13 protein-coding genes are annotated in these 12,985 nt (G+C 61.2%); 6 read left to right on the top strand and 7 right to left on the bottom strand.

What is annotated here, in order from left to right; all coding sequences use genetic code 11:
* Positions 1-10 precede the first annotated feature (10 nt).
* On the bottom strand, positions 11-913 hold the full coding sequence (locus KHO31_RS28980; RefSeq protein WP_201138813.1) for a YihY/virulence factor BrkB family protein: 903 nt from the start codon (positions 911-913) through the stop codon (positions 11-13).
* A 395-nt stretch (positions 914-1,308) separates the two neighbouring features.
* On the opposite strand from KHO31_RS28980, the gene cls reads away from it, so the two are divergent.
* On the top strand, positions 1,309-2,580 hold the full coding sequence (gene cls / locus KHO31_RS28975) for a cardiolipin synthase (protein WP_201138815.1): 1,272 nt from the start codon (positions 1,309-1,311) through the stop codon (positions 2,578-2,580).
* A gap of 427 nt (positions 2,581-3,007) precedes the next feature.
* Here cls and KHO31_RS28970 read toward each other — a convergent pair whose 3' ends face one another.
* The 6 genes from KHO31_RS28970 to KHO31_RS28945 form a co-directional block, all read right to left on the bottom strand.
* Positions 3,008-3,355 carry a cupin domain-containing protein gene (locus KHO31_RS28970; RefSeq protein WP_236060760.1) on the bottom strand — a complete coding sequence of 116 codons (348 nt, stop codon included), beginning with the start codon at positions 3,353-3,355 and terminating at the stop codon, positions 3,008-3,010.
* 100 nt (positions 3,356-3,455) lie between these two features.
* Positions 3,456-4,424 (bottom strand): phosphatase PAP2 family protein, encoded by a 969-nt coding sequence (locus KHO31_RS28965; RefSeq protein WP_201077570.1) that lies wholly within the window; start codon positions 4,422-4,424, stop codon positions 3,456-3,458.
* 140 nt (positions 4,425-4,564) lie between these two features.
* A complete protein-coding gene (locus tag KHO31_RS28960; protein ID WP_201077572.1) occupies positions 4,565-4,939 on the bottom strand; it encodes a GtrA family protein in 375 nt (124 codons plus the stop codon).
* The gene (locus KHO31_RS28955) at positions 4,932-5,693 is read right to left on the bottom strand and encodes a class I SAM-dependent methyltransferase (protein ID WP_201138816.1); all 762 of its coding nucleotides are present in this window, start codon (positions 5,691-5,693) and stop codon (positions 4,932-4,934) included. Before KHO31_RS28955 ends, KHO31_RS28960 begins: the two co-directional genes overlap by 8 nt.
* A gap of 39 nt (positions 5,694-5,732) precedes the next feature.
* Positions 5,733-6,794 carry a glycosyltransferase family 2 protein gene (locus KHO31_RS28950; protein ID WP_201138818.1) on the bottom strand — a complete coding sequence of 354 codons (1,062 nt, stop codon included), beginning with the start codon at positions 6,792-6,794 and terminating at the stop codon, positions 5,733-5,735.
* Positions 6,795-6,891: 97 nt separating this feature from the next.
* Positions 6,892-8,130: a glycosyltransferase family 87 protein gene (locus tag KHO31_RS28945; RefSeq protein WP_201138820.1), complete on the bottom strand. Its 1,239-nt coding sequence runs from the start codon at positions 8,128-8,130 to the stop codon at positions 6,892-6,894.
* 788 nt (positions 8,131-8,918) lie between these two features.
* Here KHO31_RS28945 and KHO31_RS28940 point away from each other — a divergent pair.
* The 5 genes from KHO31_RS28940 to KHO31_RS28920 all read left to right on the top strand — a co-directional run bounded on the left by KHO31_RS28940 (position 8,919) and on the right by KHO31_RS28920 (position 12,970).
* Positions 8,919-9,089, top strand: a complete 171-nt coding sequence (locus tag KHO31_RS28940) for a Flp family type IVb pilin (RefSeq protein ID WP_201077580.1) — start codon at positions 8,919-8,921, stop codon at positions 9,087-9,089.
* Between the two features lie 204 nt (positions 9,090-9,293).
* The gene (locus KHO31_RS28935; protein WP_211624678.1) at positions 9,294-9,836 is read left to right on the top strand and encodes an A24 family peptidase; all 543 of its coding nucleotides are present in this window, start codon (positions 9,294-9,296) and stop codon (positions 9,834-9,836) included.
* A 38-nt stretch (positions 9,837-9,874) separates the two neighbouring features.
* Complete coding sequence (locus tag KHO31_RS28930; protein WP_201077584.1) at positions 9,875-10,045, top strand: Flp family type IVb pilin; 171 nt, start codon at positions 9,875-9,877, stop codon at positions 10,043-10,045.
* Positions 10,046-10,090: 45 nt separating this feature from the next.
* The gene (gene cpaB, locus KHO31_RS28925) at positions 10,091-10,915 is read left to right on the top strand and encodes a Flp pilus assembly protein CpaB (protein WP_211624676.1); all 825 of its coding nucleotides are present in this window, start codon (positions 10,091-10,093) and stop codon (positions 10,913-10,915) included.
* A gap of 102 nt (positions 10,916-11,017) precedes the next feature.
* On the top strand, positions 11,018-12,970 hold the full coding sequence (locus tag KHO31_RS28920; protein WP_211624674.1) for a type II and III secretion system protein family protein: 1,953 nt from the start codon (positions 11,018-11,020) through the stop codon (positions 12,968-12,970).
* Positions 12,971-12,985: the final 15 nt, after the last annotated feature.

Raw genomic sequence — 12,985 nt, 5'->3', positions numbered from 1 at the left:
CTGGCGCAATTCAATCGGTTGCGAGTCCGTGCCTGGGCGGTGACCCGGCATCAATGTCTGAACATTCATACTGAGAGATCACCTGGGCGCCAAACAGCAGCAATGTGGCGAGCCATTCGAGACTAAAGAGGATCACGATGGCAGTCGTCAATGAGCCATAGACCACGCTGACCTGTGACAGCGTGGCGAAATACCAGACCAGCACATGACGCGTGATTTCCCACAGCAGGGCCGCGGTCACGCCGCCGAACAGTGCGTGCCGCAGGACGGGGCGGCCAACCGGCATCACGAGATAAATGGAGGTCAGCACGAAGATCTCGCCGGCCAGACCGAGCAGATACAGCAGCGTGCGCGAAAAACCCTGCAGCGAAACGTGGTGCCCGAACAGCTCGACGCCTTGCGCGCCGACCGCCTGCAAACCGGTGGAGACGAAGGTGACGATCAGCAGGCCGACGCCGAGACAGAGGATGTAGCAGTACGGCAGCAGCGCCGACAGCATGAAATGACGCCGGCGGATCGCCACCCGGTGCACGAAGATCACCGACATCGCGTTCTCGAGCACGGTGAAGGCAAGCGAGCTGAAGAAGAACATTGTCACGAGCAGTACCCAACCAATCGCTGCGCGGTGCGCGAGAAAATTCGCAAGTTCATGAACGAGCGCGTCGGCCTGACCCGGAACCAGCCAGCGTAGCAAACGCGCAAGCGTGTCGAGCAGAAGGTGCGGGTCCACCACATGCGACAGCACAATGACGATCAGGATCAGAAGCGGAACAATCGAGAGGAGAGCGTAATAGGCTACCGCGCCCGCGAGCAGCATGCCCTGATTGGCGCGAAAGGCCTTCAGAGACTGCAGCAGGAAAGCGCCCGGATGGCGTGCAATGCTGCGCGCGCGGTGCAGTGTGTCGACGTTCATGGCTGCGGTGCCGACCTCGCGCCTACTCACGCGGGTACGTGAATTCGGGCAGCGCCTCGATGGACGACTGCGCTGCGTCCGGCAGGATGAGTTGCGGGCGGTCGATTCTCAGATCGGGAAACGGCACCGCTAATTGTGGCGAGCATTCCCGCGCAAACAAGCGTGATCGTTTGTTGGATCATGGTTTTCGCCTTCTCTTGAAGGATATGTGAATTGAGAGACGCAAAACTCGTGCCGCGAGCCCGCACACGGAGAATGGGCCGCTCTCGCGCACGATGCCATCCGTCATGCACAAGCTGAATGGTGAGGGAATGGCTCAGGTGTTGACGTCTGGGCGCTCTTAAACGCCCGTACACTATTGGTTCCGGACGAATGTCCGCCACGCGAGGCCGCGCATGCCGACGATTGCCCTTATTGTTTTGACGGTCGTGATGACGCTCGTCGTCGTGCTGGTGATCGCGAACCTGACGAGCGGCGAGAAGAAGATCGAGCACAAGATCGAACGGCTGTACGCAAGCAACGATCCGCAGTTCACCCGCTCGATGGGGCTGCTGCTCGGACCGCCCGTCGTCGGGGGCAACCGCTTCGATGTGCTCCTGAACGGCGACGAGATCTTTCCGTCGATCCTGGAGGGCATCGGTTCGGCGCGGCACACGATCACCTTCGAAACCTTCATTTACTGGTCCGGCGCAATCGGCGAGGAAATCGCGCGTGCGCTATCCGACAAGGCGCGCGCGGGTATCGCGGTGCATGTACTGCTCGACTGGGTCGGCTCGTCGAAGATGGACACGCGCTATCTGCGGATGCTGCGCGAGGCGGGTGCGGAAGTCATCCAGTATCACAAGCCGCACTGGACCGGTCTCGGTCGCATGAACAACCGCACGCACCGCAAGCTGCTCGTGATCGACGGATGCATCGGCTTTACGGGCGGCGTGGGTATCGCCGACGAATGGACCGGGCACGCGCAGGACGAGAAGCACTGGCGCGACACGCACTTTCGCGTCGAAGGCCCGGCGGTCGGACAGATGCAGGCGGTCTTCATGGACAACTGGGTCAAGGCGACGGGAAATGTGCTTCACGGCCGGCAATATTTTCCGGAGATCGACGCCGCGGGCGACGGCCTCGCGCACATGTTCAGCAGTTCACCCTCGGGCGGCAGCGACGACATGCAGCTGATGTACCTCATGGCGATCACCGCTGCAACGCATTCCATCCACTTGTCGAGCGCGTACTTTGTGCCGGACAAGCTGACGATCAACGCGATCGTCGAGGCGGCGAAGCGCGGGGTGAAGGTGCGCATCATCATGCCCGGCAAGCGCATCGACACCCACACGGTGCGCGAGGCGTCGCGCGCGTGCTGGGGTGACCTGCTCGCGGCAGGCGTTGAGATGTACGAGTATCAGCCGACGATGTTCCACTGCAAACTGATTGTCGTCGACGAGTATCTGGTGTCGGTCGGCTCGACTAACTTCGACAGCCGCTCGTTCAAGCTTAACGACGAGGCCAATCTCAACATCTACGACCGCGATTTCGCGCGCCAGCAGACGGCAATTTTCGACAACGACGTTGTTTACGCGAAACGCATCATGCTTGGCGACTGGCGCCGCCGTCCGCTCCTCGAAAAGCTGTTGGAACGCGCTGTCGCGCTGCTCGACCCGCAACTTTGACGCATGAACTCGCGACGAATGCGGTCAAGTATGGGGGCACTCAAGGAAGATGCCGCCCGGCTCGAACTCAGCTGGAACATTGGCCGGGACGCACGGGGCAGCAGAACCAACTCTGAAACCGGACATCCGAATCTGGCAACAATCCCCTGGGTTATCGCGGCAAAGCTCGCCAAGGCGTTGTGGGGCAGGGCGCCCCAAGCGCCGTTGGCGCGATTGTGCAACGAACAGGCCACGGCTAATAAGATTTCGGAGGACCTCTGGTCTTGAGGTTTGTTCGACGCCTGCCCATGTCCGCGGGCTCGGGGGCGCGCGACGGCGCGTGCGGGCAGGCGTTGAATAAACCTCAAGAAAAGGGGGCGCCCGACCGTCAAAGGTTCGGATTGACGCGCGACGGGCGTACTCAACGATGCGCGCGGTGCGCCCCTTATCAACCCGACCTCGGCTCCACCGAATCGAAAAGCTGACCCAGGTCGTACGCCAGCAGGAACAAGCACCCCGTCATGCTGTGAAAACCTCGCTCGATCGTCCCCGCTTCCGCTACCCCTACGCATCCTCGTCCTAACGTTCGACCGTTCCAGGTCACTTCGCCTTCCAGGACATAGATGAACTCAGGGCCAGTGTGAAGGTGATCGGGAAACGCCGCTCCGGGTGAGAACCTCACGAGCTGGATGGCGCGGCCGTTCGCCTTGCCCAGGTTTTTCACTTCGACGCCCTTCGCGAGCCTTGACGGTATCCAGGGGACATCGTTCGAATCGCCCCAGCGAAATTGTGGCATTGGTGATGGATCATTAGTCATATCGTGTCGCCTTTTTGCCTACGCGAGGGGCCGTGTATGCGATTTCGCCAAGACGAAATGCCGACGTTGTCGCGATGGTCTAACGAGATGAGATGGGATTCCCCGTGAAATCCGGCGCGGGTTGATCGCTCACGCCAGCCGTTTGCACGCCGCTTACGACTTTGGCTACCAATCCTGGAATGCGGCCATTCCACATCCCGATGACCGTTAAGACAGTGAATGCGCCAGCGATCAAATCGACGAGGTAGTGACCACCCCTTGTCGGCGTCGACACAAGGACGACGATATTGACTAAAAGAAACAACATCCTAATACGTGTCTCGCGCATCGCATAGATCAGCAGAATCGCCAGAATTGCATGGAAAGATGGAATCGAAACCAGCCCTTGCGTTGCAAAAAGATCAATTGTCCTGAGTGCACCTGATCTCAGCGGTTCGAAATGCGAAAGCATCGAGGCGTCAGCGTGCACGACGCCTGCGTAATACTTGAATGGTCCCGCTGCCGGGAAGAAAGCCGAGACGATCTCAATGATCAGGAACGATACAACGAATGCACCATTGAACTCGGCAAGCGTTTTTCGTCGATTGGTCAATGAGAGATGCACGATGACCACGATGATCTGCGGAATGACGCTGGCGTAGGCAACCGCCAGGATCCAATCCAACGTTGGCTTCTGCTGCAACCAGAGAAACACCTGCGGCCAGTCGAAGCCAAGCGCGCGATCCCATCTGGCCAGCGAAGTATCGACTAACTCTGCGTTGGTGCTAACGATCAGATAGCTAAAAACTGCAGCCGTCAGAGAAAACAAAAGTAAAATGGAGGAGCAGACGATCACGGTTTTTAGTCTCTCGTCGCGTCGATACCTCGCCACTATGAGGGGGATCAGGACCCCTAGCGCCACAGAAACGCGGATCACAAGTCCGCGCGAACCTACGGTCCAATGTCCCATCAGGCACCAGACGACATCGAGAGCCAGGAGGAATAACGTAGCGGCCAGCAGTACCGTGTGAGGTTTCGCCGACGCGATCTGAAAGCGCTTGTCTGTCATAGCAGATTTTTGCGTAAATATTCGGTTGTTCAAACTCGCCGCGATATGACGCGCGCTATCGAAAGCAGCTATAGCGATCCATCGCGTGAGACCCGCAGTTGTCGCAAGCAATCAGCAATCGCGTCGGCACAAAGACAGCGTCACCGATACGTCCACCGCCGATGCGCGATGAACGTAACAGGGGGGACGACGCAGACCACCATCGCGATGCCCAGTCCCGGACCGCCTCCCGCGACTGCCGTGGCATGAGATACCAGCGCAGTCAGCGTAAGGCCGCCTAGGGAAACAGTCGCGAAGCGCCAGGCATTCGCCAGAGCAGGAGAAGACGAAAAGCTCCAGAAGGTGTTCAGCAGATAAGAGCCTCCGGTCGAACACGCAAAGGCGAGCGCGTTCGCTAGCGCCGGCCCGGTACCGGCGTATTCGATCAACGTCATGGCGACGGTGACGTGCAGACCGGTGACAAGCAGGCCGGACGCGCCAAATCGCAGCAGCTTGATCCGTTCGGCCCTATTCACCTGCGTCCTCCCGAGGCTTGCGGAGAATGGCGAGCAAGGACACCCCGTAGGGCAGCGTGCCATGTGCAAGCCAGTGGCGTTCAGCACTGAATATCCGGTAGAGCGCGGCGTTGAGCGGCTGGATCGGAATGGCGTCGCCTGTCGATCTGCTGCGCCCAAGACGGCGATCGAACCAACGCGCGGCCACGGCCAGGGGGAACAGCAACGTGTTGAAATACGTCACGCGTTCAGCTTCATAACCGGCCGCAGCGATACATTGCGTCAGCGAGCCGCGGCTGTAGCGCCGGTAGTGCCGCAGAAACACATCGTGAGCGCTCCACAGACTCTGGCAGGCAGGCACCGTCACGACGATGACGCCGCCTGGCGCCAGCAACGATTGCATGCGTGCCAGCGAGCCGACGTCGTCGGCGATATGTTCGAGACAGTCGAAGAAGCAGATCAGGTCGAAGCGCTCGCTGCTGTCGCTGCCAAAGGGCACATCATCAGGGCAACGCCCGGCGCGAATGTTGAAGCGGCCGCTGGTCTTTTGCGAGCACAACATGCGCGCCGTGCTGTCCATCTCGAGGCCGCTTACGGTACCGAATTCGGTCAGCATGTCGAGGTTGCCACCCGTGCCGGAACCCACTTCGAGCACGCGCGCTTTGGGCGGCAGGGCCAGACGGCGCAGAACGGCCTGCAACACGTCGCGCCGGCCACGGAACCACCAGTGTTCGGCTTCGGTTTCGGCCATTTCCAGATAGGCATCAGGGGACATCACGAACTCCTCGCGTTGATTGGCCGGCGCATTGCCAACTCATTGACCGACGATCCGCACGCTCGGTATCACGCGCCTGCGGACGACTTCGGGACGCGGCGCATGTGTCATGCGTGTCGGGATGCGGTCGCGATGCAGGACGCTGACCTTGCTCTTGGCCTGATAGCGGCGGCGCACGAGATAGACCGGGCGCTTTTTCGACTCGTAATAGATGCGGCCGACGTATTCGCCCACCACACCGATACCGATGAGTTCGATTCCGCCCATGAACAGCATCAGGGAGATCGTGGATGCGTAGCCGGGTACCGGATTGCCCGACCACAGCGTACGGCCGACGATAACGCCACCGTATATAAAGGCCAGCGTGGCAATCACCAGGCCGATATAAGTCCAGCTCCGCAACGGCACGGTGCTAAAGCTCGTGATGCCTTCGAGCGCAAAATTCCACAGCTTCCATCCGGAGAACTTCGAGTGCCCGGCGCTGCGCGGCTCGCGTTCGTATTCGACGATGACAGTCCGATAGCCGACCCATGCAAACAGGCCTTTCATGAACCGTCGACGTTCAGGCAGGCTGCGCAGCGCGTTGACGACCTGGCGATCGATCAGGCGAAAGTCGCCGACGTTTTCTGGCAGCTTGACCTCGGAGAGCGCGTTGTGCACGCGGTAATAGAGCGCCGCGGCAGTGCGTTTGGCGAACGTGTCACAGGCCCGGTTGGATCGTTTGGCGGCCACGACCTCGGCGCCCGCGCGCCAGTGTTCCACCATCACGGGGATCAGGCTCGGGGGATCCTGCAGGTCCGCATCGATCGGGATCACGGCGTCGCCGACCGCCTCGTCGATGCCGGCCGTCAAGGCAGCTTCCTTGCCGAAGTTGCGCGTCAGGTCGATGACCCGGATGCGCCTGTCCTGAATGCTGGCGGCGACTAGCTTGTCGAGTGTCCCGTCGTTGCTGCCGTCGTTGACGCAGACGATTTCGAAACGCGAGTCTTCGATCGATTCGAGTATCGGCACGACGGCGGCGAAGAACCGGTCGACTGCCTGATGCTCGTTGTAGAACGGCACGACGAGCGAAATCAATGGTTTGCTGATAGGTGTGGACATGACATTTCCCCGTTTATCCCTTTTGTCTTTCGTATGTGATGCAATGCGTCGGCATTGCATGGTCCTGGTTGCGGCAGCTTGTGCGACGACGGCAGGTTCATGACGGCACCTCCTCGGCGATTCGCGCGCGACGCAGAGTAAGCAGCAGCATCAGTAGCAGGACGACTGGTCCGATTTGCGGCAATTCGGTCAGGCGGTTGAAGAACTCATAGACAGGCAGCAGCCAGGCGAGTACCAGTACCGCCTGTTCACCACGTCGCCATCCCTTATCGAATCCGATTGCCGTGAGACAGATGACGGCGATGCCGAGCCATGCCAGTTCGTAGTGCCACACGTAGGGGTTCGCGAGCAGAGTGGCGACGGTCAGAGCCGCGCCGCGCAGGCGGGCGTCGTGTGTGGACCTCCAGATGTGACATGCCGCCGCCGCTGCAATCAGCGCAACGCATGCTTGCGCCCCATAAGCCGGAGCGAGGGGCACGCCGCCTTCGCGCAGAACCGCGAACGTGGTGGGCGAGGAGAGCCAGTAATGACGCCCATGTTCGAGTATCAGTTCGCGAGCGAGTCTGGTGCTTGCAAGGAACAGTGGCAGCGACTGCGCGCCGCAGATCATTACGCTAAACGCACCGAACAGCGACGCGCTCAGCGCGGCGACGCCAAAGGTGCGCCACGCGCGCGCCGCGATCAACACGAACGGCAACAGAAGTGCCATTTGCGGCTTGATGGCCAGCAAGCCGATACACAGTCCGGCGCGAACCGGGTGGCGGCCGATCCAGTGGACGGCGAGCGCAGCAAGCGCTGCGGTCAGGAGCGAGTTTTGCCCGAAGACGGCTGGGACGAAGACACACGGACAGGCTGCAACGAGCAGCCAGCCAAGGCGTGAACTGCCCATAGTGGGAGCGAGCCGGGAAACGGCAAGCGTGGCGAAGACGAACAGTAATGCGCTGACACCGACAAATAGAAAAAAGGCGACGACAGGCGGCACCAGGGCGAGTGGCTTGACGAGCACGAGGAACGTCGGCGGATACAGCCACGGCAGAAAACTGCCACGCGGAAAGTGGAATAGCGTCTCTTCGATTTTATCGAAGGAGGTGAAGTCATAGACCTGCCATGCCGGACCGTGCAGCGCCGCATATGAGGCCGACCAGAAAACCGAAAAATCGATGCCCGGCTTCGTGAAATCTCCAGTGGTGAAGCCGTTGCTCGCTCTGGCCCAGGTCACCATAAACAGGGCGTACAGCACCAGCATCGCGACGCTGTACACGACCACACGTTCAGGAGTGAGGAAGCTGTGAACGCCGTTTTCACCGCTACGATCGTCTGGTTGTGAAACGTACATGATCCCTGCCTTCTCTGTTATCCGGATGTGATCCAGTGGACCATCCAGTCATGCTGATCATTGATCCAGATTCCTAAGCGTCGGTCCAGAACGTTGCGTGAAGTACCTCGTTCGCGCGTGACCGGTTAACGCATTGTTGGAAGAAAATTAATCGACTTGCAAGGTCGCGTTTTCCTTCGTGAAGTGCGATAGGTGTCAAAGGCTGCTCAATGAGGTGAAAACGGAAGCGCCTATGTGCGCAAGCGCACGTTCCGGTCTCAGGGCTGCGACAGTTTGTGCGGATGCTGTTCGCGAGGCGTGCCCGTTTTCATCGGAATTGACGCCTGCGATGAATCAGGGTATGTCCTGAGTAAATCGCTCAAAGCCTTATCCCGTGGGACTCTTCGGCGATTCCACCGTCGGCCGGCGAGGCTGAAAAATGTCGCGGACGCGAGACGTTCTGTGCGGAAGCCTGGGAGGGCTGGCCCAGGCCATCGGGCTGAGAGCCTTGTATTTCCAGCATTTGCGTGTGGCTGGCCCCACCCTTGCTAAGGAGAGAGTGCGGAAGTCGACGGCGTGACGACCGGACGATTCGAAGAAGCAACCAGACTGGAAACGAATCGCCACGCAAGCAACCCTCGGGGTTGTCCCGCTCAGTTCGAAGCTGCGGAGCTCAACCGGCAGCGCGAACGCAAGTAGGACACAGGGTGGTCGTCGACTGACCGCCAGTTTTTCGTAGTGCCGGCAGTACGTTCCCTCAAACCAATCTTGGTTAAGGGCATTTCTTTAGACATCCGAAGGAGTAGGTCATGACGAAATTTATCGCTCACGCAGCACGCTTTGTCCGCGACGAAGATGGCATCTCGGCCATCGAATATGCTCTTCTCGCGTCGCTAATCGCCCTCGCTATCGTCGGGACTGTCGGCACGCTTGGCACGACCCTGAGCGGTATTTTCACCAAAGTCGCGGGATCGATCTAGTGCACCCGCCGGCGGACGAACGTGCGCTTTCGGTTCGTCCGTCGACTTCCGGGTGTCTCTGAACCCGGGATGGTCTTTCTGATCGGGGCGCGCCTTGCGAGGCGCTGCCACCGACAACGGAAGACTGAACTCTATTCGGTGTGTAGCGGGTCGCATTGCTACCGCCATGGCGTGAAAAATTAGTCCGACGGATCGAGGCCTCTCATGACACTGCCACCCCTGCCGCCGCAACCCGTGCCCCTGTGCGTCATCGTGCTGGTCATCGTGGCTGCGAGCACCGATATCGCCACGCGCCGAATTCCGAATCGCATCCTCGCGATCGGCCTCGTCGCGGCGCTCTGCGTGCAGGTGTGGTTACACGGACCGCTAAACGGCGGCATCGAGTGGCTGGCGGGAGCCGCGTTTGGCTTCGCGCTGTTGTTGCCGTTCTATCTGCTGCGCGGCATGGCTGCGGGCGACGTCAAGCTGATGTTGACGATCGGTGCATGGGTGGGCCCCGCGATGACTTTCCGCATCGCGCTGGCCACCTTTCTGATCGGCGGGGTCTGGTCGTTGGCTCTGGTGGTGAGCCGCGGTCGCGTCCGTCAACTGATCGCCAATCTGCAGCAGACCGCGGGTTCGTGGCGCTCGGTACCTTCACGGGCATCTGATAGCGGCGTCGCGTTACCCGCATCGGTTGGGGCGATTCCTTACGGTGTCGCAATAGCGGCCGGAACACTGGGCGTGTTGTTCGCGGCCACCGTCTAGCCGCGCGGATTTTATCTAGATATGCAACGGAGGAAGTCATGGAAAAGTTTATCGCCCAGGCCACACGTTTCGTTCGCGACGAAGACGGCATCTCGGCCATCGAATATGGTCTTCTCGCCGCGCTAATCGCCCTCGCCATCGTTGGGGCCGTCGGCACGCTTGGTACGAACCTCAGTACTATTTTTACCAACGTCGCGGGATCTGTTTAGCGCGCCTTGACCGGCGTCTATGTTGAACCACGCAGGAGTGTTGCCATGAAAAACAGTCGCGCTTTAGTCATGCTCGCGTTTGCCCTGCTGGCGGGCCTCGCTGCCGTGGTACTGGCCTCGCGATGGCTGCTGCAGACGTCGTCGAGTGCCGTCACGCCGGTGGCTGTGGCCGCAGGCGCCGTCAATCTGGGCGAGCCGCTGACGCAGGGCCAGCTTCGCACGATCAACTGGCCGACAGGGAGCGTGCCTCCCGGTGCCTTCACAGACGAGAAGGCGCTTGAAGGGCGCGTGGTGCTGGCGAGTCTTGCGCCAGGAGAGCCGGTGCTCGAATCGAAGCTTGCGCCGATCGGCACGAAAGGCGGCCTGTCAGCGGTGATCGGCTCGGGCCACCGGGCGATTACGGTGCGCGTGAATGACGTGGTCGGTGTCGCCGGTTTCGCGTTGCCGGGCAACTACGTCGACGTGATCGTGAATACGCAGCAAGCCGGCAAGACAGATACCCAGCAGAGCATCTCGAAGATCGTACTCGAGAAGATCCTCGTCCTCGCGGTGGCCCAGCAAGTGAGCCGCGACGACACAGCGCCGAAAGTCGTCAACGCGGTCACGCTCGAAGTGACGCCCGATCAGGCTGAGAAGCTCGATCTCGCGCGCAGCGTCGGCACGTTGTCGCTGGTTCTGCGCAACCAGGTCGACAAGCAGACACCCTCGACGGATGGTGCGACCAAACTTACGTTGTTCGACGTGCCGGCTTCGGCGCCGGTGGCTGAGCCAGTCCATCCGGTCCGTGCGAAATACGCCGCTCGCCCGGCTCCGAAGCGCGACTGTGTCGGCGTGTTGTCGGGCGTGACGGGCAGCGTCGAATGTTTTTAGGTCGGCCATGGTGCGCCTTTTAACAAGGCGCCGCGACCGACACAACGAAGTCAAGAACCAAAGTCTCGGGTTACACGCATCGAGCAACGGGGGCATAAAGACATGAAAACAGAACTGGGGTTCTCATCGGGCAGCCACGCGCGTCGCCGCTCGCTGAGCAGCACGGTACTCGTGGCGGCGCTGTGCGCCGGAATGGTCGTTACGCAGAACGGCGTCGCGCAGCAGATCAACGGCATGCCCGCACTCGGCAAGGGCGGTGCGAACCCCGCGTTGCCGGTGGGCCAGGGGCCGGTGCCGATGATGATCAGCATGGCGCCGATGCCGTCTGGCCCCGGGGCTGGCACCAAGTCGGTCGGCTCCGTGGCATTGAGCGGACCTAACTGCAGCGGGGAGATTCGTGATGAGTCGAGTGTCTCCGTCGCGGTAGGCAAGTCGATCCTCGTGCCGCTCGCCGAACCGGCGCGCAACCGCACGCTCGGCAACCCGACCGTCGCGCAAGCTACGCTGGTGTCTCCGCGCACGCTCTACCTCGTCGGGATGACGGTTGGCACGACTAACATGATCGTCCAGGGACGCAGCGGCCAGTGTCAGATCATCGACGTGAACGTCAATATCGACGCTGACGGGTTGCAGAGAACCCTGCAGCAACTGTTGCCCGCCGAGCGCGGCATCAGGGTGTCGACCGCCGCCGGCAACCTCGTGCTGGCGGGCCGGGTGTCCGGTGCGCAAGCCGCTCAGCAGGCAATGGCGATTGCGAACGCGTATGCGGGCGCGCAGCCCACCCAGCAGCAACAGGCGAGCACGACGAACTTCGGTAACACCGGTTCCAGCCTGACCCAGCAAAGCTCCAGCGTCAGTAAGCCTTCCGAAGTGCTCAACATGATGACGCTCGATTCGCCCCAGCAGGTGATGCTCGAAGTCAAGGTCGCCGAAGTCTCGAAGACCCTGCTCAACCAGCTCGGCGCAGCGGTGAACATCCAGGGTGGCTTCGGCTCATGGACGGGCGCCCTCGTGAGCAGCCTGCTCGCCGGCGTGGGCAATGGCGTTATCGTCAACAAGGCAAACAACCGGCCGTTCAATATAGCGGTCGACGCCCAGAAGACCGACAGCCTCGGCAAGATTCTCGCCGAGCCTAACCTCGTGACTCTCAGCGGGCAGGAGGCTTCATTCCTCGCGGGTGGCAGGGTTTTCATTCCGGTGCCGCAAAGCAACGGTACCGGCGGCTCGACGATCACGCTGCAGGAAGAGGAATTCGGCGTAGGCCTCAAGTTCACGCCGACCGTGCTGGCGGGCAGCCGGATCAACCTGAAGGTGGCGCCTGAAGTGTCTGAACTGTCGCCGACAGGGGTCACGGTAACCGCGACCGGGACCAGCGGAGCGGCCATCCTGCCGCTCATCACGACACGCCGCGCCTCGACCACGGTGCAAATGAACGACGGCGAAAGCTTTGCCATCGGCGGGCTGATGCAGAACAACATCACCGGGTCGCTCAAGGCAATTCCTGGCCTCGGTGAGGTGCCGGTGCTGGGCGCGCTGTTCCGCAGCACGTCGTTCCAGCAGGATCGCACGGAACTGGTTTTCATCATCACTGTGCATCTCGTCAAGCCTATGCCGAGCAACGACTATCCGCTGCCAACCGACAGTTTCGGACCGACCTCTGACGCTGCCGTCTATGCGACCGGCAACATGGAAGGCCGCCAGCCTCATCCCGCCGCACCGGCCGCCGCGACGCCGAACGTACCGCAGACGCAGCCGTCGGCACCTGCACCTGCACCTGCACCTGCACCTGCACCTGCACCTGCAGCAGGGTCGAACACGCCGGCTGCGCTGCCGCCGCGCGATACGCAGGCCGACCGGCCGGCTCCGGTCGTGATCGGTCCGCCTGACGGTACGCCGGCACCCGTGGCGACGCCACTGCCAGCCGCCGCGGCGCCCTCCGTTACCGGTGCCGACGTGAGCGCCGGGGTGAGCCCCGCTGCGGCGAAGCAAGCCGTAACGGGTAGCCAGCAGATGGTCGCCAAAGCGGGCGGGACCATTCCGGCCGATGAACATTGACGCATGGCTAGGGGA

The sequence above is a fragment of the Paraburkholderia domus genome, from assembly GCF_905220705.1.
In the GTDB taxonomy this organism is placed as follows: Bacteria; Pseudomonadota; Gammaproteobacteria; order Burkholderiales; family Burkholderiaceae; genus Paraburkholderia; species Paraburkholderia domus.
The sequence above is the reverse complement of the archived record's forward strand: the minus strand, read 5'-3'. Positions and strand labels throughout refer to the sequence as shown.

Bases quoted from the DNA above. Each gene is read 5' to 3' on its own strand.
- KHO31_RS28970 (WP_236060760.1), bottom strand. From the start codon at position 3,355: ATGCCACAATTTCGCTGGGGCGATTCGAACGATGTCCCCTGGATACCG.
- KHO31_RS28930 (WP_201077584.1), top strand. From the start codon at position 9,875: ATGGAAAAGTTTATCGCCCAGGCCACACGTTTCGTTCGCGACGAAGAC.
- cls (WP_201138815.1), top strand. From the start codon at position 1,309: ATGCCGACGATTGCCCTTATTGTTTTGACGGTCGTGATGACGCTCGTC.
- KHO31_RS28950 (WP_201138818.1), bottom strand. From the start codon at position 6,794: ATGTCCACACCTATCAGCAAACCATTGATTTCGCTCGTCGTGCCGTTC.
- KHO31_RS28980 (WP_201138813.1), bottom strand. From the start codon at position 913: ATGAACGTCGACACACTGCACCGCGCGCGCAGCATTGCACGCCATCCG.
- KHO31_RS28940 (WP_201077580.1), top strand. From the start codon at position 8,919: ATGACGAAATTTATCGCTCACGCAGCACGCTTTGTCCGCGACGAAGAT.
- KHO31_RS28935 (WP_211624678.1), top strand. From the start codon at position 9,294: ATGACACTGCCACCCCTGCCGCCGCAACCCGTGCCCCTGTGCGTCATC.
- cpaB (WP_211624676.1), top strand. From the start codon at position 10,091: ATGAAAAACAGTCGCGCTTTAGTCATGCTCGCGTTTGCCCTGCTGGCG.
- KHO31_RS28965 (WP_201077570.1), bottom strand. From the start codon at position 4,424: ATGACAGACAAGCGCTTTCAGATCGCGTCGGCGAAACCTCACACGGTA.
- KHO31_RS28945 (WP_201138820.1), bottom strand. From the start codon at position 8,130: ATGTACGTTTCACAACCAGACGATCGTAGCGGTGAAAACGGCGTTCAC.
- KHO31_RS28955 (WP_201138816.1), bottom strand. From the start codon at position 5,693: ATGTCCCCTGATGCCTATCTGGAAATGGCCGAAACCGAAGCCGAACAC.
- KHO31_RS28920 (WP_211624674.1), top strand. From the start codon at position 11,018: ATGAAAACAGAACTGGGGTTCTCATCGGGCAGCCACGCGCGTCGCCGC.